A 23,121-nucleotide genomic window follows, 5' to 3' on the forward strand; every position below is an offset into this window, starting at 1 on the left:
GGGCATGACCTTGACCAAGACAGGACTTCCAATGATCGATAAAAACCACTGCCTGCGTCTCGATGAACAGGACCCACTGGCGCCGCTGCGCCAACAGTTTGCCCTGCCCGAGGGGGTGATCTACCTCGATGGCAACTCCCTGGGTGCCCGCCCCGTGGCGGCCCTGGAGCGGGCCCGGCAAGTGATCGAGCAGGAGTGGGGCGACGGCCTGATCCGCAGTTGGAACAGCGCCGGCTGGCGTGACCTGTCCCAGCGCCTGGGGGACCGCCTGGCCCCGCTGATCGGCGCCGGCAGCGGCGAAGTGGTGATCACCGACACCACGTCCATCAACCTGTTCAAGGTGCTCAGCGCCGCCCTGCAGGTGCAGGCCGGGCGCGCCCCCGAGCGGCGGGTGATCGTTTCCGAGAGCAGCAACTTTCCCACCGACCTGTACATTGCCGAGGGCCTGACCCGGATGCTTGAGCAGGGCTATTCCCTGCGCCTGGTGGGCAGCCCGGACCAACTGCCGGCGGCGATCGACCAGGACGTGGCGGTGGTGATGCTCACCCACGTCAACTACAAGACTGGCTACATGCACGACATGCAGGCCGTCACCGGGTTGATCCACGAAGCCGGCGCCCTGAGCATCTGGGACCTGGCCCACTCGGCCGGCGCGGTGCCGGTGGAGCTGACTCGCAGCGGCGCCGACTACGCCATCGGCTGCACCTACAAGTACCTCAATGGCGGCCCGGGTTCGCAAGCCTTCGCCTGGGTCGCCCCGGCCCTGTGCAACCTGGTGACCCAGCCGTTGTCCGGCTGGTTCGGCCATGCCCGGCAGTTCGACATGGCCACCCAGTACGAACCCGCCAGCGGTATCGCCCGCTACCTGTGCGGCACCCAGCCGATCACCTCCCTGGCCATGGTCGAGTGCGGCCTGGAAGTCTTCGAGCAGACCGACATGCAGAGCCTGCGGCGCAAGTCCCTGGCCCTCACCGACCTGTTCATCGAGCTGGTGGAACAGCGTTGCGCCGGCCACGACCTGAAGCTGGTGACCCCGCGTGACCACGCCAAGCGTGGCAGCCACGTGAGCTTCGAGCACCCCGAAGGCTACGCGGTGATCCAGGCCCTGATCGCCCGTGGCGTGATCGGCGACTACCGCGAACCGCGGATCATGCGTTTCGGCTTCACTCCGCTGTACACCCGCTTCAGCGAAGTCTGGGACGCGGTGCAGATCCTCGGTGAAATCCTCGATCAGAAAACCTGGGCCCAGGCGCAGTTCCAGGTACGTCACAGCGTGACCTAAGGCGCGCTTCATCCCCTGGTCGCCGCCGCTCGCGGCGACCAGGCAAGCGGCACAAGGACGGGCCGTCACAACGATTCATACGTGCACACAACAATAAAGAGGCACTCAAAGTGACCACCTCCAACAAGGGTTTCGAAGCGATCTCCAATCGCGAGCACGGCCTCAGGCGCCAACTGACCGCCGGCCAGATGAGCATGATCGCCATCGGCGGGGCCATCGGCACCGGCCTGTTCATGGGCAGCGCCTATGCCATCGGCTATGCCGGCCCCAGCGTGCTGCTGAGCTACGCCATCGGGGCCTTGATCACCCTGATCCTGATGGGCTGCCTGGCGGAAATGACCGTGGCCCACTCCACCTCCGGCTCCTTCGGCGCCTATGCCGAGTTCTACGTCAGCCCGCTGGCCGGTTTCCTGGTGCGCTACGCCTACTGGGCGGCCATCGTCCTGGCGGTGGGCGCCGAAGTCACGGCCATCGCCATGTACATGAAGTACTGGTTCGCCAACGTTCCGGAATGGGTGTGGATCATCTCCTTCTCCAGCGTGCTGATCCTGCTCAACGCCATCAGCGTGAAAACCTTCGGCAACTTCGAATACTGGTTCTCCACCATCAAGATCGCCGCCATCGTCGGCTTCATCATCCTTGCGGTGTACGTGGTGTTCGGTTCCGGCAACCCCGACTACGGGCTGCACAACTACAGCGCCCACGGCGGCTTCTTCCCCAACGGTTTCGAGGGCATGTGGATCGCGGTGATCGTGTCGATCTTCAGCTACCTGAGCGTGGAGATGATCGCGGTGGCGGCGGGGGAGGCCAAGGACCCGCAGCGGGCGGTGAAGCAGGCCTTTCGCGCGACCATCGTGCGCCTGGTGGTGTTCTACCTGCTGACCCTGGCGCTGATGCTGGCCATCGTGCCCTGGGTCCAGGCCGGCAAGGCCCAGAGCCCGTTCGTCACGGTGATGCAGACCATCGGTATTCCCGGGGCCACCGGGGTGATGAACTTCGTGATCCTGATCGCCGCGCTGTCGGCGATGAACAGCCAGCTCTACATCACCACGCGGATGATGTTCAGCCTGTCCCGCGCCGGCTACGCCCCCAAGTCCATGGGGGCCTTGAGCAAGAGCGGGATTCCGCTCAATGCCCTGTTGCTGTCCAGCTCCGGCATCGCCCTGGCGACCCTGGTCAACGTGCTGTACCCGGAAAGCTCGTTCACCCTGATGATGGCGATCTCGATGTTTGGCGCGATCTTCACCTGGTTCATGATCTTCCTCACCCACTACTGCTTCCGCCGCTATCACCAGCGCCATGGCGAGCAGCAGCTGTCGTTCCGCATGCGCCTGTTTCCCTACAGCACCCTGCTGGGGCTGGTGCTGATGGGGGCGGTGATGATCACCACCTTCTTCACCGAGGCGTTCAAGATGACCCTGGTGTTCGGCGTGCCGTTCCTGCTGTTGCTGACCCTGGTCTACTTCCTGTGCTTCCGTAAGCCGAGGACGGTCGCCGGGTTGTCCGAGGTCTGAGGCCACGCCTCCCGGGTCGCCCTAGAGGCTGCCCAGGGGGCACTCCTCGCGAGCCTGTTGCAGGCTGGTCTCGAAAATTTCGAGCCGGCCCTGCAACTGTTGCAAATCATCGATCTGCCGTTGCAGCTCGCGCCTCTTTTGCGCCAGGGCGGCCTGCGCGCGGTCCCAGGGAAAGGCCTGACCCTGGTGCGTGGCGAACACCTGCTGCAACTCCTTGAGCTTGAAACCCAACTGCTGCGCGCACTTGATGAACATCAACTGCTCGACGCTCTGCGCGTCATACAGGCGGTAGCGACCCTGGCGCGGAGCTGCGGGCAACAGGCCGATGGCTTCGTAGTGACGGATGCTCTTGACCGTGGTTCCGGACAGTTGCGCGGCTTGGCCGATGTACATGAAGGCTCCTTTTCCAGTACCGGGCCGTCCGGCGGTGGACGGCGTTGCGCATTATCCGGCGCTTTCACTGCCTGGCAAGGTACTGCGCCTGCATCAGCCAATCCGCCTTGCGTTCTTCGCTGGCGTCCAGCACCGGGCCAAAGGTCAGGGTGCGCAACGGCTTGATGCCGCAGAAATCCAGGGTGGTGCGGCGCATCTGCTGCAAGCCGGGCATGCGGTAGAACCAGCGGAAATACCAGGGCGGGGTGTCCATGGTCACCATCAGGTGGGCGGTGCGGCCCTTGAGCAGTTGCTCGGGAAAGGCCTTGCCGGGGCGGTACTTGAAGGCGAAGCCCGGCAGCAGCACGCGGTCGAGAAAACCTTTCATCAGCGCCGGAATTCCGCCCCACCAGATGGGGAAGACCCAGGTCAGGTGCTCGGCCCAGAGGATGTCGGCCTGGGCTTGGCGCAGGTCCTCTTCCAGGGGCTGGATCTGCCGGTAGCCTTCATGCAGGACCGGGTCGAAGTGCAGGTCGCCGAGCCTGAGCTGGCGCACCTCATGCCCGGCCTCCTGCGCCGCCTTCACGTAGCGCTCGCTCAATGCCGCGCACAGGCTGTGGCGCGAGGGGTGGCCGAGAATCACCAGGATGCGTTTGCTCATTACCGTGGTCCTTGAGGAATAAACCCCAAGGCTAAAGTCTGCCCCTAGGGGGAGAGTCAAGGTTCCAGCAGCGCGCGACACAAACCCTGTGCGTACAGCGGCAGGGCCTCGAAGTCGCGGGCGCACAGCAACAGCCGGCGCCGTGCCCAGGCCTCCTCCAGGGGGCGGCTGTGCAGTTGCAGATGCGGGTTGCGCTGCAGGGCGGCCAGGGGCACCAGGGCCAGCCCGGCGCCACGGGCGACCATGCGCAGCAGCGCGTCGAAACCCTCGGCGCGGATGCGCAATGGCATGCGCCGGCCCAGGTGCAGGGCCTGTTCCTCCAGGTACACCGCCAGGGCGCTGTGGCTGGCCAGGCCGACATAGTCGTAGGCCAGGCTGTCGCTGAAGCTGGGGGCCGGCTGGGCGCTCAAGGGGTGGTCCGGGGGCATCGCCAGCACCAGTGGATCGTCGTGAAATGCCCGGGTCATCAGGCCCTGGGTGTCGACCGCATCGGAGACGATCCCCAGGTCCGCGGCGCCCTGGCGCAGGGCGTGGGTGATGCGCTGGCTGGGCAGTTCCTGCAGCTCGATATCGACCTGTGGATGGCTGTGCAGGAAGTCCGCCAGCAACTCCGGCAAGTACTCGCTGAGGGCGGTGGTGTTGCACAACAGACGCACCTGGCCCTTGACCCCCCTGGCGTACTCACCGAGGTCCTGTTGCAGGTGCTCGGCGTACAGCAGCAGCGTTCGCGCGTGCTGGGCCAGGGCCTTGCCGGCGGCCGTCGGACGGATGCCGCGACGCCCGCGTTCGAGAAACTCGATGCCCAGGGAGGCTTCCATGGCGCGGATTCGAGCGCTGGCGGCGGCCAGGGACAGATGGCTGCGAGCGGCCCCGGCGGTAATGTTGCCGGCCTCCAGAATATTCAGGTACAGGCGCAGGTCGATCAGATCGAAGTGCATGGGACATCCCTCGGCGAACATCATCTCTGTAGGAGCCGGCTTGCCGGCGAAGAGGCCTTCGGATTTTGCATCGGGCTTGAGCGCGCCTTCGCTGGCAAGCCAGCTCCTACGGCGGTGGCGGGCAATAGGTTTTGGCATGTGCCTCTTGCTGGGCAAGAGGCTGGCTCAGTATATGGCAGATTTTCAGCACGCCGCTGCGGGTGCAGGATTGGCCCATGAACAGCTCACTCGCGTTTTATCAGCATCTCGGAATGGCCCTTTCACTGCTGGTCATCGGCACATTCTTGCTGGCCGGCATGGTCAAGGGCGTGATCGGTCTCGGGCTGCCCACCATTGCCATGGGGCTATTGGGGCTGGCTATGGCTCCGGCGCAGGCTGCGGCCTTGCTGATCATTCCGGCGACCCTGACCAATCTCTGGCAACTGGCCTTTGGCGGGCACCTGCCGGCGTTGCTCAAGCGTCTGTGGCCGATGTTGCTGGCGATCTTCGTCGGCACCGTCGGCGGTTCCCTGTGGCTGGGCATCGAGGGCGGGCATTGGGTGGTGCGCGGGTTGGGCGCGGCGCTGCTGCTGTATGCCCTGAGCGGCCTGTTGCTGCCGACCTTGCGGGTGTCGGCGGCCCGGGAGCGCTGGCTGGCGCCGCTGTGCGGGCTGGTCACCGGGGTGATCACCTCTGCTACCGGGGTGTTCGTGATCCCGGCGGTGCCTTATCTACAGGCCCTGGGCTTGAACAGGGACTCACTGGTGCAGGCCCTGGGCCTGTCGTTCACCGTCTCGACCCTGGCCCTGGCCGGCGGCCTGCTGTGGCGTGGCGCCCTGGGCGGCGCCGAACTGGGGGCGTCCGTGCTGACCCTGGCTCCGGCGCTGCTGGGCATGTGGTTGGGGCAATGGTTGCGCCAGCACATCAGCGCCGTGCTGTTCAAGCGGGTGTTCTTCATCGGCCTCGGGCTGCTGGGCGGGCACTTGCTGATCAGTGGCTAGAGCTTGTGCTCAGCGGCCAGCCGAGGCCGGGCTGAGCATGTCGATGGCGCGGATCTCGAAATCGCGCTCCAGGTAGTCCATGCGCGCGGCGAGAAACTGCTGCATGTGCGGCAGGCCCGAGTGGCTATCCAGCGCCTCCTGGGAGGCCCAGACCTCGTAGAAGATGAACAGGCTTGGGTCTTCCCGGTCCCGCAGCATGTGGTACTCGATGCAGCCGGCTTCAGCGCGGCTGGCGGCGACATGGCTCAGGAAAAACGCCTCGAAGGCGTCGGCGCGTTCGGCGCGGGTCTTGGCGTGGAGGATAAAGGCCTGGGGCGTGGACATGCACAAAGCACTCATTGACGGGAAAGGTGCTGAGAATCCTAAGGCAAAGATCGGCTGTCGATTCGTGCATTTTGGTCAAATGTATTTTGAGCAACCCGGGCTTATTCTCCGCGCCCTGCCTGATTAACCTGCCGCCATCGTTTGCAACCTTCACAGCCCGCCGCTGCCAATGCGCGATGGGTTGTCCCCGATGAGGCCGGATCATGAAAAAAGTACTGCTGCTCAATGGCGCCAAACAGTTCGCCCACTCCGATGGCCGTTACAACGCCACCCTGCACGACACCGCCCTGGCGGTGCTGGATCGCGGTGGCCTGGAGGTCAAGGTCACCCATATCGACGAGGGCTATGACATCCAGGAAGAAGTGGCGAAGTTTCTCTGGGCCGACGTGATCATCTACCAGATGCCCGGCTGGTGGATGGGCGCGCCGTGGATCGTCAAGAAGTACATCGACGAAGTCTTCACCGAAGGCCACGGCAGCCTCTACGCCAGCGATGGCCGGACCCGCTCCGACGCCTCGCAGAAGTACGGCAGCGGCGGCCTGATCCAGGGCAAGCAGTACATGCTCTCGCTGACCTGGAACGCGCCGCAGCAGGCCTTCGACGACCCGACCGACTTCTTCGAAGCCAAGGGCGTGGACGCGGTCTACTTCCCGTTCCACAAGGCCAACCAGTTCCTCGGCATGAGCGGTTTGCCAACCTTCCTCTGTGTCGACGTGATGAAGCGCCCGAACATCGAAGGCGATGTGCAGCGTTATGCGCAGCACCTCAAGGCGGTGTTCAATCTCCAGGGCTGAATCCGGCTACTATTGAGCGCCTTGAAGCGGGCCTGCGGTTTATCCAGGGCCCACCAGCGCCGATAAAGGACTCCTGTGAAAGCCCGATCCGACGAGTTGCAAGTCTTGGTTTGCGTCATCGAGTGCGGTTCGATTTCCGCCGCGGCCGAGCAATTGGCCCAGACCCCTTCGGCGGTCAGCCGCAGCTTGTCGCGGCTGGAGGCCAAGCTCGAGACCACGCTGATCAACCGCACCACTCGACGCATGGACCTGACCGAAGAAGGGCGCTACTTCTTCGAACAGGCCAAGCGCATTCTCGATCAGATGGACGAGCTCGAAGAGCGCCTGTCGTCGCGCCAGCGCACCCCGTCCGGGCGTTTGCGGATCAACGCCGCGTCGCCCTTCATGCTGCACGCCATCGTTCCCCATGTGGCCGAGTTCCGCCGCCTGTACCCGGATATCCAGCTGGAGCTCAACAGCAACGACCTGATCATCGACCTGCTGGAGCAAAGCACCGACATTGCCATCCGCATCGGCGTGCTGGCGGATTCGACCCTGCATGCCCGCTCCCTGGGCTGCAGCCCGTTGCACATTCTTGCCAGCCCCGATTACCTGGCCCGCCACGGCACCCCGCAGAGCGTGGCGGAACTGACCGGGCACACCTTGCTCGGGTTCACCCAGACCGAGACCCTCAACCACTGGCCGTTGCGCCATGTGCATGGCGACCGCTGGCAGATCCAGCCGGACATCAGCGCCTCCAGCGGCGAGACCTTGCGCCACCTGGCGCTGGAAGGGCAGGGCATTGCCTGCCTGTCGCATTTCATGACCGTCGACGACATTCGCGCCGGGCGCCTGCAACCGCTGCTGGCCGCGTTCAACAGCGGCTATCGCCAGCCGATCAACGCGGTGTACTACCGCAACTCGCAACTGGCCCTGCGCATCCAGTGCTTCCTGGATTTCATCCAGGGCAAGCTGGCCGATTACGCCCACCCCGAGTTCCAGGGCTGAAAGCCCCGTTCCCCGCCTATCAGCCGTAGGAGCCGGCTTGCCGGCGAAGAGACCCCCAGGTTTTGCGCGAGTCTTGAAATCGCTTTCGCTGGCAAGCCAGCTCCTACGGTGGCTGTGTGTATCGGGCCTGTCCGGCAATCGATCCCTTGTAGGAGCCGGCTTGCCGGCGAAGAGGCCCCCAGGTTTTGCGCACGTCTTGAAATCGCTTTCGCTGGCAAGCCAGCTCCTACGGTGGCTGTGTGCATCGGGTCTATCCGGCAATCGATCCCTTGTAGGAGCCGGCTTGCCGGCGAAGGGGCCCCCAGGTTTTGCGCAAGTCTTGAAATCGCCTTCGCTGGCAAGCCCGCTCCTACGGTGGCTGTGTGCATCGTGTCTATCCGGCAATCGATCCTTTGTAGGAGCCGGCTTGCCGGCGAAGGGCCCCCCAGGTTTTGCGCACGTCTTGAAATCGCTTTCGCTGGCAAGCCAGCTCCTACGGTGGCTGTGTGTATCGGGTCTGTCCGGCAATCGATCCCTTGTAGGAGCCGGCTTGCCGGCGAAGGGGCCACCGGATTGGCGCCAGTCCCGAGATCGCTTTCGCTGGCAAGCCAGCTCCTACGGTGGCTGTGTGCATCGTGTCTATCCGGCAATCGATCCCTTGTAGGAGCCGGCTTGCCGGCGAAGAGGCCCCCAGGTTTTGCGCGAGTCTTGAAATCGCTTTCGCTGGCAAGCCAGCTCCTACGGTGGCTGTGTGTATCGGGTCTGTCCGGCAATCGATCCCTTGTAGGAGCCGGCTTGCCGGCGAAGGGGCCAGCGGATTTGGCGCCAGTCCCGAGATCGCCTTCGCTGGCAAGCCAGCTCCTACGGTGATCCATGGCTGAGGCTTGGGACGTTCGTGCCACGATTGGCGATTGCTCAACCCCCCGTCTCGGGCCTAAGGTTCTTGCCGTTCAAAAACAAGAAAAGGAAGGACTTTATGCGCATTCTGTTGTTCAAGTCCCTGGCCCTGACGGCCGCCATCGCCGCCAGCGGTTCGGCCTTTGCCGTGACCCTGGAAGGTGGCGCGGTAGCGGCGCCCAACCAGTACGGCGCCGATGTCGCGGCACAGATCCTGAAGAAGGGCGGCAACGCGGTGGATGCGGCGGTGGCCACCGCGTTCACCCTGGCGGTGACCTATCCCGAGGCCGGCAATATCGGCGGCGGCGGGTTCATGACGATGTACATCGACGGCAAGCCCTACTTCCTCGACTACCGGGAAACCGCGCCCAAGGCCGCGACCCGGGACATGTACCTGAATGAAAAGGGCGAGGTGATCGAGAACCTGAGCCTGGTGGGCGCCCGCGCCGCCGGGGTGCCGGGCACCGTGATGGGCCTGTGGGAAGCCCACCAGAAGTTCGGCAAGTTGCCGTGGAGCGAGCTGATCACCCCGGCCGTGGGCTACGCGAAAAACGGTTTCAAGGTGGCGGACAAGCAGTACCAGTACCGCGAAGATGCGCTGAAGCTGTTCAACGGCAGCACCAACTTCGGCGACTACTTCGGCAGCATGAAACCCGGTGAAACCTTCCGTCAGCCGGAGCTGGCCGCGACCCTGGAGCGCATCGCCGACCAGGGCGCCAAGGAGTTCTACAGCGGCAAGACCGCCGACTTGCTGGTGGCCCAGATGCAGGCCGACAAGGGCCTGATCACCAAGCAGGACCTGCAGGACTACAAGGTCCAGTGGCGCCAGCCGCTGCAGGTGACCTTCCGGGGCAACACCCTGTACACCGCGCCGCCGCCCAGCTCCGGCGGGGTCGCCCTGGCGCAGCTGATCAGCCTCAAGGAAGAGCGCGCCGCGGACTTCAAGGGCGTCGAGCTGAACTCGGCCAAGTACATCCACCTGCTGGCGGAAATCGAGAAACGCGTATTCGCCGACCGCGCCGACTACCTGGGCGACCCGGCGTTTTCCGAGGTGCCGGTCAAGCAGCTGACCGACCCGGCGTACCTGAAAAAACGCGCCGCCGAAGTCAACCCGAATGCCATCTCGGCCACCGAGAAGGTGCGTCCCGGGCTTGAGCGGCACCAGACCACCCACTTCTCCATCGTCGATGCCCAGGGCAACGCGGTGAGCAACACCTACACCCTGAACTGGGATTACGGCAGCGGCGTGGTGGTCAAGGGCGCGGGCTTTTTGCTCAACGACGAAATGGACGACTTCAGCGCCAAGCCCGGCGTCGCCAACGCCTTTGGCGTGGTCGGCGGTGACGCCAACGCCATTGCTCCCGGCAAGCGCATGCTGTCGTCCATGAGCCCGAGCCTGGTGACCCGTGACGGCAAGGTCACCCTGGTGCTGGGCACCCCCGGTGGTTCGCGGATCTTCACCTCGATCTTCCAGGTGCTGAACAACCTCTACGACTACCACCTGCCCCTGGAGAAGGCCGTGGCCGCGCAGCGCGTGCATCACCAGTTGCTGCCCAAGGACACGATCTACTACGACGCCTACGCGCCGCTCACCGGCAAGGTCGCCGACGAGCTCAAAGCCATGGGCTACACCCTGGAAGACCAGGGCTGGGAGATGGGCGACATCCAGGCGATCCGGGTCAACGGCACCGCGCTTGAAACCGCTTCCGACCCCCGTGGTCGCGGCGTCGGCAAGGTCGTCAAATAACCGCTGAACCTCTGTAGGAGCCGGCTTGCCGGCGAACGGGCCCGTCAGCCTGGCGCCCGATCGAGCGCCGCTTCGCTGGCAAGCCAGCTCCTACCTTTGTTGTTCACGCGCCGACGAGCGGCTGTTCGGCGGCGCTTCAATTCCGTACCATTGCGCGCCTTTTTCCGCTCTCCCCCAGGACCGCGTCCGCCGGTCCGTCGATCAGGTCAACCATGAAAGCAAAACGTCTGCGCGCCGATGTCCTGGCCGGACTCACCACGTCCTTTGCCTTGCTCCCCGAATGCATCGCCTTCGCCCTGGTGGCTCACCTCAACCCGTTGATGGGCCTGTACGGCGCCTTCTTCATCTGCACCCTGACCGCGCTGTTCGGCGGTCGCCCCGGGATGATCTCCGGTGCTGCCGGTTCCATGGCGGTGGTGATCGTCGCCCTGGTGGTGCAGCACGGGGTGCAGTACCTGCTGGCCACGGTGTTGCTGGGCGGGTTGGTGATGGTCGCCTTCGGCCTGCTGCGCCTGGGCAAGCTGGTGCGCATGGTGCCGTACCCGGTGATGCTGGGCTTCGTCAACGGCCTGGCGATCGTGATTGCCCTGGCCCAGCTGGAGCATTTCAAGAGCGGCGAACACTGGCTCAGCGGCCGGCCGCTGTACCTGATGGGCGGCCTGGTGGCGCTGACCATGGCCATCGTCTATCTGCTGCCGCGCCTGACCCGCGCCGTGCCGCCGGCCCTGGTGGCGATCCTCGGCGTCGGTTTGCTGGTGTATCTGCTGGACCTGCCGACCCGCACCCTGGGCGACATGGCGCACATCGCCGGCAGCCTGCCGGGCCTGGCCGTGCCCCAGGTGCCGTGGAACCTGGAGACGCTGTCGATCGTCGCGCCCTACGCGCTGCTGATGGCCATGGTCGGCCTGCTGGAAACCCTGCTGACCCTCAACCTCACCGATGAAATCACCGAGAGCCGTGGCCATCCGGACCGTGAATGCGTGGCCCTGGGGGCGGCCAACATGGTCTCGGGGATGTTCGGCGGCATGGGTGGCTGCGCGATGATCGGGCAGACCGTGATCAACCTCAGTTCCGGCGGCCGCGGGCGCTTGTCCGGGGTGGTGGCCGGTGGCCTGATCCTGCTGTTCGTGCTGTTTGCGGCGCCGCTGATCGAAGGCATTCCCCTGGCGGCGCTGGTGGGGGTGATGTTCGTGGTGTCACAGCAGACCTTTGCCTGGGCCTCGTTGCGGGTGATCCGCAAGGTGCCGCTGAACGATGTGCTGGTGATCTTGGCGGTGAGCGTGATCACGGTGTTCACCGACCTGGCCATGGCGGTGTTCTGCGGCATTGTCATCGCCGCCCTCAACTTCGCCTGGCAGCAGGCCCGGGAACTGTATGCCGACGCTCACCTGGAGGCCGACGGCAGCAAGCGCTATCAGTTGCACGGCACTTTGTTCTTCGCCTCCACCACGCCGTTTCTCAACCAGTTCGACCCGGCGGGCGATCCGCAGCACGTCACCATCGACTGTCGCCACCTGAGCTTCGTGGATTACTCGGCCATCGCCGCCCTGAAAACCCTGCGCGAGCGTTATGCCAAGGCCGGCAAGCACCTGCAGGTGCTGCACCTGTCCGAACGTTGCAGGCAGTTGCTGAAACGGGCTCGGGTGCAGCCCGACTGAAGCCCTCGGGCGAGTCGTTCCGCTCGGCGGTTTGTCAGGGCCGTGGAGTGAAAATATCCACTGCCGATTTTCATCGAGCGGCGTTTTACTTAGCTGTTCGCGACAAGGCCTGCCTCTTTACGAAAATTAGTTTCACTGGGTTTGAAACCCTCCTCCTTAAGTGATTAAAGCGTTTCACAACCATTCGAAGTGACGCTGTCTTCAAGGAGGGTCCCATGGCTCCTGCATCGGGTTTTTGGCTGCTGGGCTACGCCGCAGTCGCCATCATTGCGTTGATCGTGTTGATCGCCCGCTACCGGCTCAATCCCTTTATCGTCATCACCCTGGTGTCCGTCGGCCTGGCGCTGATGGCCGGCATGCCGCCGTCCGGCGTGGTGGGTGCCTATGAAGCCGGGGTCGGCAAGACCCTGGGCCATATCGCCCTGGTGGTGGCCCTGGGCACCATGCTCGGCAAGCTGATGGCCGAATCCGGCGGCGCCGAACAAGTGGCGCGGACCTTGATCGACCGCTTCGGCGAGCGCAACGCCCATTGGGCCATGGTCTGTATCGCCTTTCTGGTGGGGCTGCCGCTGTTTTTCGAAGTGGGTTTTGTACTGCTCATCCCCATTGCCTTCACCGTGGCACGGCGGGTGGGGGTGTCGCTGCTGATGGTGGGCCTGCCCATGGTCGCCGGGCTGTCGGTGGTCCACGCCCTGGTGCCGCCGCACCCGGGGGCGATGCTGGCGGTGCAGGCCTATCAGGCGTCGGTGGGGCAGACCCTGCTGTACGCGATCCTGATCGGCGTGCCCACGGCGATCATCGCCGGTCCGGTGTATGCCCGGTTCATCGTGCCGCACATCCATCTGCCGGCCGAGAACCCCCTGGAGCGTCAGTTCATTGCTCGCGAACCCCGGGCGCGCCTGCCCAGCTTTGGCCTGACCATGTTCACCATCCTGCTGCCGGTGGTGCTGATGCTGATCGGCGGCTGGGCCAACCTGCTGGCCGAGCCCGGCACCGGGCTCAATCAGTTCCTGCTGTTTATCGGCAACTCGGTGATCGCTCTGCTGGTGGCGACCCTGGTGAGTTTCTGGACCCTGGGGCTGGCCCAGGGCATCAACCGTGAATCGATCCTCAAGTTCACCAACGAGTGCCTGGCGCCCACGGCCAGCATCACCCTGCTGGTGGGGGCCGGGGGCGGCCTGAACCGGATTCTGATCGACTCCGGGGTCACCGAGCAGATCGTCGGCCTGGCCCATGAGTTCCAGCTGTCGCCGCTGTGGATGGGCTGGCTGTTCGCGGTGCTGATGCGGGTCGCTACCGGCTCCGCCACCGTGGCCCTGACCACCGCCTCGGGGGTGGTGGCGCCGGTGGCCGTCGGCCTGGGCTACCCGCACCCGGAACTGCTGGTGATCGCCACCGGCGCCGGCTCGGTGATTCTGTCCCACGTCAACGACGGTGGCTTCTGGCTGGTGAAGGAATACTTCAATATGACCGTCACTCAAACCTTCAAGACCTGGACCGTGCTGGAGACGCTGATCTCGCTGATCGCCTTCGGCCTGACCCTGGGTCTCGCGGAGCTGCTGTAGATGGACATTCTTTACAAGATCCGTTCGGGGCTGAACGACTTCAGCGCCGGGGAGCAGCGGATCGCCCGTCTGCTGCTGGACGACGTCGGCTTTGGCGCCTCCGCCAGCCTCGACGAACTGGCCCGACGCGCCGAAGTCAGCGCCGCCACCCTGTCGCGGTTTGCCCGCAGCGTCGGGTGCCGCGACCTGCGTCAACTGCGCCTGCAACTGGCCCAGGCCAGCGGCGTCGGCAGCCGCTTTCTCGACCCGGGCAGTACGCCCGAGCAGTCCGGTTTCTACCGGCAGATCGTCGGCGACATCGAGTCTGTGCTGCATCGGCACCTGGCCGGTTTCACCCAGGCGCAGTTCGCCGACGCGGTGCGCTTGCTGGGGCGCGCGCGGATGATTCACGCCTTCGGCAGCGGCGGCTGTTCGACCCTGTGCAGCGATGAACTGCAGGTGCGCCTGGTGCGCCTGGGCTACCCCATCGCCGCCTGTCACGACCCGGTGATGATGCGGGTCACCGCCGCCGCCCTGGGGCCGCAAAACGCGGTGATCGCCTGTTCCCTGACCGGCATCACCCCCGAGCTGCTGGAGGCGGTGACCCTGGCGCGCACCTACGGCGCGGGGATCCTGGCCATCACCTTGCCCGACTCGCCCCTGGCGCAACTGGCGGATGTGCTGCTGCCCCTGCACAGCGCCGAAACCCCGTTCATCTACAAGCCCACCGCCGCCCGCTACGGCATGCTCCTGGCCATCGACGTGCTGGCCACCGAGCTGGCCCTGGCCCAGCCGGACGACAACCAGGAGCGCCTGCGGCGGATCAAGCTGGCCCTGGACCATTACCGTGGCGGCGAAGACTGCCTGCCCCTGGGAGACTGACATGCGCTACGACACGCTGATCCGCAACGCCCTGATCATCGACGGCAGCGACCGCCCGGGTTACCCCGCCGACCTGGCGATCGGCGACGGCCGCATCGCCTGTATTGGCGATCTGTCCACGGCCACGGCCGAGGTCGATATCGATGCCGCCGGGCGTGTGCTGGCCCCGGGTTTCATCGACGTGCACACCCACGACGACACGGTGGTGATCCGCCAGCCGCAGATGTTGCCCAAGCTCAGTCAGGGCGTGACCACGGTGATTGTCGGCAACTGCGGGATCAGCGCCGCGCCGGTGAGCCTCAAGGGCGACCCGCCGGACCCGATGAACCTGCTGGGCGAGCGCGGCATGTTTGTCTACCCGCGGTTTTGCGACTACCGCGCGGCGGTGGACCAGGCGCAGCCAGCGGTGAATGTCGCGGCCCTGGTGGGGCACACGGCGCTGCGCAGCAACCACCTGCCGGACCTGTACCGCAGCGCCAGCGCCGATCAGATCGCGGCCATGCGCGGGCAGTTGCGCGAGAGCCTTGAGCAGGGGGCCCTGGGCCTGTCCAGCGGGCTGGCCTACGCCAGCGCGTTTAGCGCCGACACCGATGAAGTGCTGCAACTGGCCCAGGAACTGACGGCATTCGGCGCGGTGTACACCACCCACCTGCGCAGTGAGTTCGAGCCGGTGCTGGAGGCCATGGACGAGGCCTTCCTCATTGGTCGCGCGGCCCGGGCGCCGGTGATCGTCTCCCACCTCAAATGCGCCGGGGCCGGCAACTGGGGACGCAGCCCGCAACTGCTGGCGGCCCTGGAGCGGGCGGCCCAGGATCATCCGGTGGGCTGCGATTGTTATCCCTACGCCGCCAGCTCTTCGACCCTGGATCTCAAGCAGGTCACCGATGCGTACCGCATCACCATCACCTGGTCCACGCCGCACCCCGAACAGGGCGGTCGTGATCTGAACGAGATTGCCGACGAGTGGGGCGTCAGCCTGCTGGCCGCCGCCGAGCGCCTGCAACCGGCGGGGGCGGTGTACTACGGCATGGATGAAAGCGATGTGCGGCGCATCCTCGCCCATCCGCTGTCGATGATCGGCTCCGATGGCCTGCCGGACGATCCCTTCCCCCATCCGCGCCTGTGGGGCGCCTTTCCCCGGGTGCTCGGGCACTTCAGTCGCGATCTGGGCCTGTTCCCGCTGCACACCGCGGTGCACAAGATGACCGGGCTTTCCGCCGCGCGCTTCGGCCTGCAGCAGCGCGGCGAGATCCGCGAAGGGCACTGGGCGGATCTGGTGCTGTTCGACCCGGCGCGGGTGCGCGACGTGGCCGACTTCAAGCACCCGCAGCAAGCGGCGCAAGGGATCGACGGGGTTTGGGTCAACGGGGTGTGCAGTTATGCCCAGGGCCGGGCCAACGCTCAGCGCGCCGGGCGCTTCCTGCCGCGGGAGGGGGATTTGTGCCGGGGCTTTCGTACCGCGGGCTGATTCTTTGATCTTCGTCACAGTGATGGCGCGGTGCTATTAAAGAATCCCTGAGTGGCGCCGAAGTGCTGGGAACCGCCGTCGGTACAGGCGGCTTATTTCGGTCAGGGAGTCGTGCAATGAGCTTTGGCAAAACCACCCCCATCCTGCGGATCTTCGATGAAGCCAAGGCCCGGGAGTTTTACCTCGACTTCCTGGGGTTCAACCTGGATTGGCAGCATCGTTTCGAGGATGACTTTCCGCTGTACATGCAGGTGTCCCGGGGCGAATGCGTGCTGCATCTGTCCGAGCATCACGGCGATAGCACCCCGGGTGCGGCGCTGCGGATCGAGACCGACGAGCTGGAAGCCTTCCAGCAGCAATTGCTGGCCAAGAACTACCGTTTCTCCCATCCGCAGATCCAGGCCATGCCCTGGGGCAGCCAGGACATGACCGTCAGCGATCCATTCGGCAATCGACTGGTGTTCACCAACGCCATTTGCGTCTGAGGGGGCTCAGGCCTTGCCGGTGCTCAGCGTGGCCTGACGGAATTGCCCCGGGGTCAGCCCGGTGCGGTTCTTGAAGCTGCGGTGAAAGGAACGGGATTCGCTGTAGCCCAGGCAATCGGCGATGTCCTGGATCGACAGGGCGCTGTGGCGCAAGTGGTGCTCGGCCAACTCCTGGCGCAAGTCATCGAGAATCTGCTGGTAGGAGGTGCCGGCCTGTTGCAGCTGGCGCTGCAGGGTGCGTTCCGACATCTGCAACTGCTCCGCCACCTGCTCCTTGCGCGGCAGACCGTCCTTGAGCAACTGGCGCAACAGGTTCTGCACCTGCAACGCCAGGGGCGCATCGCCCAGGGACGCCATCATCGCCTGGGCATGTTCTTCCAGGGTCTTGAGCAGGCGTGCGTCGGCCTGGCGCAGGGGCAACTGCAGGTAGTCCAGTGGCGCCACCAGCGCCGAGCAGGGTTGCTGGAACAGCACCGGGCAGCCGAACAACGCCTCGTACTGCGCCGTCTCGGCCTGGTCCGGCAGGGCGTGCTCGAACCACACCGCGCTGGGCGACAACTGCGAGTCGGCGATCCAGCGCGCGTACAACAGCCAGGAGGCCAGGACGTTTTCCACCAGGTGCCGGCGAATGTCCGGGCGCTGATGGCGGCAATTCCAGATCAGCCGCACCTGATCGCCTGCCGCCTCGGCGCGACTGGTGCCCATGTCCCCCACCAGTTTTTCGAACGGCATGATGCGGCCCATGGCTTCGCCCAGGGTCGCGCAGTTCATGGTGATGTAGCCCAGCACGTTCCAGGAGCTGGGTTTGACGAAGCGCGCCGAATTGAGCCCGAACAGCGGATCGCCCGAGTGCTGGCAGAAATAATCCAGCAGCCGTTCATGCACCTCCATGGGCAGGCGCAGGCTGGTGTCGTTCAACTGCGCGGCTTGCAGCCCGGCCGCCGCCAGCGCCGGCTCGGTGGCAATACCCAGTTGCTCGGCATAGAGCAGGTATTTCAGCAGGGGCGGGACCGAAGTAAAACCGAGGCTGGGCATGTACGGGTTCCTGGTGACTAATCCCTAGGACAGCAGGACGAAGACCGGGAAAGGTAAGGGCAAACCCCAAGTGCTGTAAATGGCCGGCGCCCCGCTTCTTGTAGCCGCTGCCGCAGGCTGCGACCGGCCCCGAAGGGGACGCCGCTCTTGAGGGCCCAGGAAGGCCCTGCGGGCCTTGTCGCAGCCTGCGGCAGCGGCTACATCGGGATTACTTCCAGCGCTGATGGCGGATTTTCGTTTTGGTTTGTAGGGCGATTTCGCGAGAATTCTCCCGCTACATTTCAGCCGTCCGAGTGGCTTGAACCTTCCATTTGTCCGGGGCTAGTCTGCGTCCACTCAGGATTACTGATTGTTCAGTTCGATTTATGGTGGCGGCGTGCGGGAGATCTTCGGGTCTACCGGGTTTGCTTCTTCCCGGTCTTGCAGGCTCGCACGTCGCCGCCCCCATCATCTGCAAGTGATGCTGGCGGCTTTCATAAAAAGCAGCCGCTGAGCCTGCGGCAGCGGCTACAGAGGTAGGGCGTCCATGCGCGGGGCACCTTGCGTGCGCCGGTTGTCTGGAGTACCGGTCTACCAACCCGCGTGTGGCCGCCACCCTGGTTCAAGGGGGGCGGCGACGGGGCGCAAATCAAACGCGGAAGTGGCTGACCATCATCTGCAACTGGCCGCCCAGGCGCGCCAGTTCAACACTGGAGGCCGCGGTTTCATCGCTGGCGGCGGCGGTCTGTTCGGACACGTCGCGCACGTTGATGATACTGCGGCTGATCTCTTCGGCCACGGCGCTCTGCTGCTCGGCGGCCGCGGCGATCTGCTGGTTCATCGATTGGATGTTGGACACGGTGCGGGTGATGCTTTCCAGCGAGGCACCGGCCTTGCGGGTCAGCTCGACGCTGCTGTCGGTCAGGCTGCGGCTGTTGTTCATCACCGTGGCCACTTGCTGGGTGCCGTTCTGCAGGCCGGCCACCAGTTCCTCGATCTCTTCGGTGGACTTCTGGGTGCGCTGGGCCAGGGCCCGCACTTCGTCGGCGACCACGGCAAAACCACGCCCGGCTTCACCGGCCCGGGCCGCTTCGATGGCGGCGTTCAGCGCCAGCAGGTTGGTCTGTTCGGCCACGGCCTTGATCACGTCCATGACGCTGCCGATCTTGTCGCTTTCCTGTTGCAGCACGGTCATGGCGTCGGTGGAGCGCACCACTTCGCTGGCCAGGCGCTCGATCTGTTCGATAGCCTGGGCCACCACCTTGTCACCCTGGCGGGCTTCGCCGTCGGCGGCGGCCGCGGCCTGGGAGGCCTCTTCGGCGTTGCGTGCGACTTCCTGCACGGTGGCGGTCATCTCGTGCATGGCGGTGGCCACTTGGTCGGTCTCGACTTTCTGGCTGTTGACCCCAGCGCTGGTTTCCTCGGTCACGGCCGACAGTTCTTCGGCGGCGCTGGCGATCTGGGTCACGCCGTCGCGGATGCCGCCGATCAGCTCGCGCAGGGTCACGCCCATGCGGGCGATGCCCTGTTGCAGCACGCCCAGTTCATCGCGACGGGTGACCCGCAGGTTTTCGGTGAGATCGCCGGAAGCGATGCGCTCGACCACGGCCAGGGTTTCCTGCAGCGGGCGGGTGATCTGCCGGGTGATGATCACGGCGGCCAGTACGCCCACCAGCAGCGCCAGCAGGGTGCTGATCAACTGCAGGCTGCGGGCCTGGGCGCTTTCGATATCGCGACGGTCCAGCTGGATCTGGTACAGGGCGTCGCTGCGGCTGACGATGTCGGCGCCCTGGTCGGTCATTTCCTTGCGCGCCTGCACGGCGTCGGCGTAGGCCAGCTTGAATGCCTGCAGCGAGTCGCGGTAGCCATTCAGGGCCGTATCCAGCTGTTGCAGGGCATCACCTTGGGTGCTGCTGAAATGGCTCTTGAGCTGACCCATTTCGGCAATCGACGCGTTGAGCTCGTTGAAGGCTTTCCGTTCGGTGTCCGGGTTGCTGGTGGTGGTGACGTAGCCGCGCACTTCATAGCGGGCCAGCTGGAAGGCGTCCTTGGCCTGGGTGATGGCCTGGAACTGCTCGAAGCGCTCGTCGCTCAGGGGCATCTGCTTGACCCGGGCGTTGATGGCGTTGATCAGGTCGTTGGCGCGCTCGGCGTTCTGGTTCATCGCCTGGCGCGCGGCGTCGCCGGTGCGGTAGGCATTGCGCATCTTGTTCAGCGAGTCCTGGTAGGCGCTGATGGTCGTGCCCAGGCCTTGCAGGAGCTTGATGTTGTCCGGGCTCTGGAACGAGGCCAGGAGCTTTTTCTGCTGCGCGCTGAAATCGTCCAGGGTGCTCTGCACGCCCTGGGCGGCGGTTTCGTCGCCGTTGGCCAGCATGTACTGCAGGCGGGTGACCCGCAGTTTGGTCAGGCCGCTGTTGAGCTGGGTGATGTCGCTCATCCAGTTGCTGCGGTCGATCAGGTTGCCCAGGCTGGTCCAGCCGGTCAGTGCAAGGACGGTGGTCAGGGCCAGGACGAGGCCGAAACCCAGGCCCAGCTTAAGGTTGACGCTGATGTTGGCAAACCAACTACTCATTGAATTCCTCCAGGAACGTAGCTCTTCTTGATCTTGAGTTGGCTGGAAGATTGTTGTTGTTGGTGACCAGCAAGGTGTTTTGTAGGGGGTGTATCGGCGGGACGTTCCATAGCTGAAACGATTTCGTCGGTATTGTCCCAGGACAATGTTTGATGCGATGGACGGTCATTTTGCGGGATCACCGTCGGTCCGTTGAGCTTTTTTTCACATTCATTTCACCCGCGCCCCACGCTTGCCGCCCTAGAGTCCGACGAGTCGATGCCGCCGGCATTCGGCGGCGCTCGTTTGTCATCAGCAGGCGCTAGCCTGATGGCGCGTCGCTCAACACATCGGATCATTCTCAGAGGGGCGGTTGGACAGTGGCCACAAGACTCGCTTTGCCGCCGGTCAAACGCTCATTCGCGATGGGCGGCCTGACGCGTTACAAGAACCGCCTGGGGTTGCTGCTGGCGGCCTTTTTGCTGATTCCCCTTGGCCTGCTGCTGTTGCAGCCGACGGCGGTGCCCGACCTGGCTCACGGCAATGTGGCCGGGATCAAGGCGGTGACCAGCAGTTGGGCCAAGGGCGACACCATTGTCCTGGTGCGGCATGTGGAGCGCTGCGACCGTTCCAGCGCGCCCTGCCTGGGGCCCGCCGATGGCATTACCGATCGTGCCCGGGAGGTGGCGGTAGCCATCGGCGCGCGATTCGAGCAGTTGGGCCTGGAACGCACCGACCTCTACAACAGCCCCATGACCCGTACCGCGCAGACTGCGGGCTACATGTTCAGCAAGGTCAGCAGTGGCGATGGCTGGCTGTACGACTGCAAGGGCAATCTGTTGCGCGACGTGCTGGCGCACAAGGTGGCCGGGCGCAATCTTGTGCTGGTGACCCACAGTGAATGCATGGATGAACTGGAACAGGAACTGAAGCTGGCGACCCCGACCCTGGGCTATGGCGCTTCCCTGTTCATCACCACCGATACCCTCAATGGCGCGCCGAAGATGCTTGGCATGATCGAGGCCAGCGACTGGCGTTCGGTGAACCTCAAGCCTTGAGGCGCCTCGGGGCTGACCGCTGCGGTCAGCCGGGCGCGCCCCGGGCTCAGGGGGCCAGCAGGTCCGGATCGGCTGGCGGGCTGCCGGCGGGCGCGATCGCCGTCGGCGCGGGGCCGTCCTCGATCCGTTGCGGACTGATCAGGTTGGTGAACTCTTCGATCAGGCGCTGGATCGCTTCCGGCGGCTCGCAGTCGCGAAACTCCATGCTGATCTGCACTTCGTCCGGGTCGCGTTCCTGGCCCTCGCGCTTGCCGCTGCCGAAGGTGACGAAGAACTTCTCGCTTTGCAGTTCGCCATTCTCCAGGTCGTGGCTAGCCTTCTGCAGTTCGGTGCCATGCATGCGTACCGACAGGTCGACGGTCATCTTGTGCAGGGCCAGGCCCTTGGGCGAAACCAGGGCGATCAGCGGCACATTGATGATGTGCTGCTCGTTGAGCGCCACCTCGACCATCTTGGCCTTCATCGGCGTGCCCAGGTCGTTGACGTTGTAATCGAAGAACTGGTCGAACAGCTTGATGTACTGCTGGGCGATCAGGTTGTGGGTGGCGGCGGCGGCCTGGTGCATGCCCCGGGTGATGTGGCTCAGGTCGCTGGCCGACATGGGCTCCTTGCGGCGGGAAAAGAATGCCATGGATCACGCTCCTTGTTCGGTGGCTGGAGAGCCCCGCCGTGAAGGCGGGGCGGGTTACTGGGTCGAAGGTGCCGCGTGGATCAACCGCCGGTGCCGGTTTTCTTCTCGGCCGCAGCGCCCGGCATTGCCAGCGTATTAGCGGTTGGCAGCTTGTCCGGGTCGGTTGGTTGAGTGCTCGGCAGCCGCACCGGCTTGGTGGCGGCGTCGGTGAGGAAGTCGATGACGCGCATCAGGGCTTCCGGTGGGTCCTGGCGGACGATCTTGGTGCTGATGGCGTAGCGCGCGCGGGTGTCGGTCTTGCGGGTCTGGGTGGATTTGTGGCTTGCCGCACCCTTGACCGACACACTGAACGGGCCCCAGCCCAGCTTCGCCTCGAAGCTGCCGGAGGCTTCGGTGGAGCTGGTGTCCTCGGCCATCTGGCTGATGGTCAGCTCGAACTCGATGGAGCCTTCCTCGATGGTGATGTTGGGGTGACTGATGGCCGCCAGCAGCGGAATGCGCATCGACTTCTTCACCGTGCCCTTGTAGACGCCCTGTTCATCCACCAGGGTTTCGTCGTAGTCGAACTGCACCGATACCGCCTGGCCGTCCTTGATGCACACGCCCATGAGGAAGTCCGCATAGGCTTTGCTCGCGGCGACCTGCGCCTGAATCATCGCCATCAGTGGGCCGGTGATCATCTTGTCCAGGGGCAGCGCGGCAATCACGCCGCCGATCAAGCCCTTATCAATATCTGCCATGGTCTAGCTCCTTGTTCTTCGTTGCGCGAAATGCGCCCCTGCACCTTAAGAAAGCCGTGACGGCCGATTCAGCGGGAATCGATTACCGGTGAGTGTTGGCTTCCAGGCGACGGATATTGCCGATCTGCCGCAGGCTCAGGCCGTACTTGTCCGCCAGCACGCTGCGGGAGATGCCGCCCAGGCTTTCCAGCTGGATGTGCTGGTTGCGGATCTGCCGGCAGAAGTGATCGGCCTTGGGGATTTCCAGGGCCAGGCCGGCAAAGCGTTCGATCAGGGCGTTGAGGGCGTCGGGGGGCAGGATCAGGGCCAGCGAGGTGCGTTCGGCGTGCTTGGGAATGTACTTGGGACGGCCGCCGTATTCCCGGGTCAGGCGGTAGGCGTTCTCCAGGCCGATGCAGTCGATGAGGGCCTGGAGCGAGTGGGGTAGTTGGCGAACATCAATGAGACTGAGGTCTTTCACGTCCATTTGGTACCTCCTTGGAATTATGGATAACGCTGGTTCGATCCTAAGGAGGTGCCTCGTCCGTTGTTCAGTGGGAAATTTCCCCCCTATTAAAGGGAACTATTACATTCTGATGTTGTATCGGTCGCGGGTGGTGCACTGGATTTTCTTCA

General features: G+C 64.7%; 20 protein-coding genes and 2 pseudogenes. 12 read left to right on the forward strand and 10 right to left on the reverse strand.

Features of this window, described 5'->3' with window-relative positions; genetic code table 11:
• Window positions 1–31: 31 nt before the first annotated feature.
• Together kynU and POS17_RS03760 are read left to right on the forward strand one after the other, a co-directional pair.
• Window positions 32–1,282, forward strand: a complete 1,251-nt coding sequence (gene kynU, locus POS17_RS03755) for a kynureninase (RefSeq protein WP_060837419.1) — start codon at window positions 32–34, stop codon at window positions 1,280–1,282.
• 110 nt (window positions 1,283–1,392) lie between these two features.
• A pseudogene (locus tag POS17_RS03760) lies at window positions 1,393–2,821 on the forward strand (amino acid permease).
• Here the strand turns inward: POS17_RS03760 and POS17_RS03765 are convergent.
• From POS17_RS03765 to POS17_RS03775, 3 genes are all read right to left on the reverse strand, one after another.
• Complete coding sequence (locus tag POS17_RS03765; protein WP_060837421.1) at window positions 2,818–3,189, reverse strand: MerR family transcriptional regulator; 372 nt, start codon at window positions 3,187–3,189, stop codon at window positions 2,818–2,820. The pseudogene POS17_RS03760 and the gene POS17_RS03765 sit on opposite strands and share 4 nt — an antisense overlap.
• A 64-nt stretch (window positions 3,190–3,253) precedes the next feature.
• On the reverse strand, window positions 3,254–3,829 hold the full coding sequence (locus POS17_RS03770) for an NAD(P)H-dependent oxidoreductase (RefSeq protein WP_060837422.1): 576 nt from the start codon (window positions 3,827–3,829) through the stop codon (window positions 3,254–3,256).
• Between the two features lie 56 nt (window positions 3,830–3,885).
• On the reverse strand, window positions 3,886–4,767 hold the full coding sequence (locus POS17_RS03775; protein WP_060837423.1) for a LysR substrate-binding domain-containing protein: 882 nt from the start codon (window positions 4,765–4,767) through the stop codon (window positions 3,886–3,888).
• 215 nt (window positions 4,768–4,982) lie between these two features.
• Between POS17_RS03775 and POS17_RS03780 the strand changes: the two genes are divergently transcribed.
• Entirely contained in the window at window positions 4,983–5,747 is a 765-nt protein-coding gene (locus POS17_RS03780; RefSeq protein WP_060837424.1) for a sulfite exporter TauE/SafE family protein, read from the forward strand.
• A 9-nt stretch (window positions 5,748–5,756) separates the two neighbouring features.
• On the opposite strand, the gene POS17_RS03785 is transcribed toward POS17_RS03780, so the two are convergent.
• Window positions 5,757–6,071, reverse strand: a complete 315-nt coding sequence (locus POS17_RS03785; RefSeq protein ID WP_060837425.1) for a putative quinol monooxygenase — start codon at window positions 6,069–6,071, stop codon at window positions 5,757–5,759.
• 203 nt (window positions 6,072–6,274) lie between these two features.
• Between POS17_RS03785 and POS17_RS03790 the strand changes: the two genes are divergently transcribed.
• The 8 genes from POS17_RS03790 (at window position 6,275) to POS17_RS03825 (ending at window position 16,512) form a co-directional block, all read left to right on the forward strand.
• Window positions 6,275–6,865 carry an NAD(P)H-dependent oxidoreductase gene (locus POS17_RS03790; protein WP_060837426.1) on the forward strand — a complete coding sequence of 197 codons (591 nt, stop codon included), beginning with the start codon at window positions 6,275–6,277 and terminating at the stop codon, window positions 6,863–6,865.
• A gap of 75 nt (window positions 6,866–6,940) precedes the next feature.
• Window positions 6,941–7,852, forward strand: coding sequence for a LysR family transcriptional regulator (locus tag POS17_RS03795; RefSeq protein ID WP_060837427.1), 912 nt, complete (start codon window positions 6,941–6,943; stop codon window positions 7,850–7,852).
• Window positions 7,853–8,807: 955 nt separating this feature from the next.
• Window positions 8,808–10,475, forward strand: coding sequence for a gamma-glutamyltransferase (gene ggt / locus POS17_RS03800; RefSeq protein ID WP_060837428.1), 1,668 nt, complete (start codon window positions 8,808–8,810; stop codon window positions 10,473–10,475).
• 212 nt (window positions 10,476–10,687) lie between these two features.
• Window positions 10,688–12,133: a SulP family inorganic anion transporter gene (locus POS17_RS03805; RefSeq protein WP_060837429.1), complete on the forward strand. Its 1,446-nt coding sequence runs from the start codon at window positions 10,688–10,690 to the stop codon at window positions 12,131–12,133.
• A gap of 215 nt (window positions 12,134–12,348) precedes the next feature.
• A complete protein-coding gene (locus POS17_RS03810; RefSeq protein WP_060837430.1) occupies window positions 12,349–13,698 on the forward strand; it encodes a GntT/GntP/DsdX family permease in 1,350 nt (449 codons plus the stop codon).
• The gene (locus tag POS17_RS03815; RefSeq protein ID WP_060837431.1) at window positions 13,699–14,559 is read left to right on the forward strand and encodes a MurR/RpiR family transcriptional regulator; all 861 of its coding nucleotides are present in this window, start codon (window positions 13,699–13,701) and stop codon (window positions 14,557–14,559) included.
• A 1-nt stretch (window position 14,560) separates the two neighbouring features.
• Entirely contained in the window at window positions 14,561–16,027 is a 1,467-nt protein-coding gene (locus tag POS17_RS03820; RefSeq protein WP_060837432.1) for an N-acyl-D-amino-acid deacylase family protein, read from the forward strand.
• Between the two features lie 116 nt (window positions 16,028–16,143).
• The gene (locus POS17_RS03825; RefSeq protein ID WP_060837433.1) at window positions 16,144–16,512 is read left to right on the forward strand and encodes a glyoxalase superfamily protein; all 369 of its coding nucleotides are present in this window, start codon (window positions 16,144–16,146) and stop codon (window positions 16,510–16,512) included.
• A gap of 6 nt (window positions 16,513–16,518) precedes the next feature.
• Here POS17_RS03825 and gliR read toward each other — a convergent pair whose 3' ends face one another.
• From gliR to POS17_RS32600, 3 genes and pseudogenes are all read right to left on the reverse strand, one after another.
• The gene (gliR, locus tag POS17_RS03830; protein ID WP_060837434.1) at window positions 16,519–17,547 is read right to left on the reverse strand and encodes an AraC family transcriptional regulator GliR; all 1,029 of its coding nucleotides are present in this window, start codon (window positions 17,545–17,547) and stop codon (window positions 16,519–16,521) included.
• Window positions 17,548–18,175: 628 nt separating this feature from the next.
• The gene (locus POS17_RS32595) at window positions 18,176–19,039 is read right to left on the reverse strand and encodes a methyl-accepting chemotaxis protein (protein ID WP_371920251.1); all 864 of its coding nucleotides are present in this window, start codon (window positions 19,037–19,039) and stop codon (window positions 18,176–18,178) included.
• A pseudogene (locus tag POS17_RS32600) lies at window positions 19,034–20,098 on the reverse strand (methyl-accepting chemotaxis protein); the annotation flags it as partial. The gene POS17_RS32595 and the pseudogene POS17_RS32600, both read right to left, overlap by 6 nt.
• A gap of 359 nt (window positions 20,099–20,457) precedes the next feature.
• Between POS17_RS32600 and POS17_RS03840 the strand changes: the two are divergent.
• A complete protein-coding gene (locus POS17_RS03840) occupies window positions 20,458–21,135 on the forward strand; it encodes a histidine phosphatase family protein (RefSeq protein WP_060837436.1) in 678 nt (225 codons plus the stop codon).
• 46 nt (window positions 21,136–21,181) lie between these two features.
• Here the strand turns inward: POS17_RS03840 and POS17_RS03845 are convergent, their stop codons facing one another.
• The 3 genes from POS17_RS03845 to POS17_RS03855 all read right to left on the reverse strand — a co-directional run bounded on the left by POS17_RS03845 (window position 21,182) and on the right by POS17_RS03855 (window position 22,972).
• Window positions 21,182–21,766, reverse strand: coding sequence for a DUF2589 domain-containing protein (locus tag POS17_RS03845; RefSeq protein WP_060837437.1), 585 nt, complete (start codon window positions 21,764–21,766; stop codon window positions 21,182–21,184).
• 80 nt (window positions 21,767–21,846) lie between these two features.
• Window positions 21,847–22,506, reverse strand: a complete 660-nt coding sequence (locus POS17_RS03850; RefSeq protein ID WP_047283839.1) for a DUF2589 domain-containing protein — start codon at window positions 22,504–22,506, stop codon at window positions 21,847–21,849.
• An 82-nt stretch (window positions 22,507–22,588) separates the two neighbouring features.
• The gene (locus POS17_RS03855) at window positions 22,589–22,972 is read right to left on the reverse strand and encodes a hypothetical protein (protein ID WP_016965010.1); all 384 of its coding nucleotides are present in this window, start codon (window positions 22,970–22,972) and stop codon (window positions 22,589–22,591) included.
• Window positions 22,973–23,121 lie beyond the last annotated feature (149 nt).

Origin of the sequence: Pseudomonas sp. Os17, assembly GCF_001547895.1 — a bacterium.
Lineage (GTDB): Bacteria > Pseudomonadota > Gammaproteobacteria > Pseudomonadales > Pseudomonadaceae > Aquipseudomonas.

Excerpts from the sequence above, each read along its gene's own strand:
- kynU (WP_060837419.1), top strand. The coding sequence starts at position 32 with ATGATCGATAAAAACCACTGCCTGCGTCTCGATGAACAGGACCCACTG.
- POS17_RS03765 (WP_060837421.1), bottom strand. The coding sequence starts at position 3,189 with ATGTACATCGGCCAAGCCGCGCAACTGTCCGGAACCACGGTCAAGAGC.
- POS17_RS03770 (WP_060837422.1), bottom strand. The coding sequence starts at position 3,829 with ATGAGCAAACGCATCCTGGTGATTCTCGGCCACCCCTCGCGCCACAGC.
- POS17_RS03775 (WP_060837423.1), bottom strand. The coding sequence starts at position 4,767 with ATGCACTTCGATCTGATCGACCTGCGCCTGTACCTGAATATTCTGGAG.
- POS17_RS03780 (WP_060837424.1), top strand. The coding sequence starts at position 4,983 with ATGAACAGCTCACTCGCGTTTTATCAGCATCTCGGAATGGCCCTTTCA.
- POS17_RS03785 (WP_060837425.1), bottom strand. The coding sequence starts at position 6,071 with ATGTCCACGCCCCAGGCCTTTATCCTCCACGCCAAGACCCGCGCCGAA.
- POS17_RS03790 (WP_060837426.1), top strand. The coding sequence starts at position 6,275 with ATGAAAAAAGTACTGCTGCTCAATGGCGCCAAACAGTTCGCCCACTCC.
- ggt (WP_060837428.1), top strand. The coding sequence starts at position 8,808 with ATGCGCATTCTGTTGTTCAAGTCCCTGGCCCTGACGGCCGCCATCGCC.
- POS17_RS03805 (WP_060837429.1), top strand. The coding sequence starts at position 10,688 with ATGAAAGCAAAACGTCTGCGCGCCGATGTCCTGGCCGGACTCACCACG.
- POS17_RS03810 (WP_060837430.1), top strand. The coding sequence starts at position 12,349 with ATGGCTCCTGCATCGGGTTTTTGGCTGCTGGGCTACGCCGCAGTCGCC.
- POS17_RS03815 (WP_060837431.1), top strand. The coding sequence starts at position 13,699 with ATGGACATTCTTTACAAGATCCGTTCGGGGCTGAACGACTTCAGCGCC.
- POS17_RS03820 (WP_060837432.1), top strand. The coding sequence starts at position 14,561 with ATGCGCTACGACACGCTGATCCGCAACGCCCTGATCATCGACGGCAGC.
- POS17_RS03825 (WP_060837433.1), top strand. The coding sequence starts at position 16,144 with ATGAGCTTTGGCAAAACCACCCCCATCCTGCGGATCTTCGATGAAGCC.
- gliR (WP_060837434.1), bottom strand. The coding sequence starts at position 17,547 with ATGCCCAGCCTCGGTTTTACTTCGGTCCCGCCCCTGCTGAAATACCTG.
- POS17_RS32595 (WP_371920251.1), bottom strand. The coding sequence starts at position 19,039 with ATGGGCGTGACCCTGCGCGAGCTGATCGGCGGCATCCGCGACGGCGTG.
- POS17_RS03845 (WP_060837437.1), bottom strand. The coding sequence starts at position 21,766 with ATGGCATTCTTTTCCCGCCGCAAGGAGCCCATGTCGGCCAGCGACCTG.
- POS17_RS03850 (WP_047283839.1), bottom strand. The coding sequence starts at position 22,506 with ATGGCAGATATTGATAAGGGCTTGATCGGCGGCGTGATTGCCGCGCTG.
- POS17_RS03855 (WP_016965010.1), bottom strand. The coding sequence starts at position 22,972 with ATGGACGTGAAAGACCTCAGTCTCATTGATGTTCGCCAACTACCCCAC.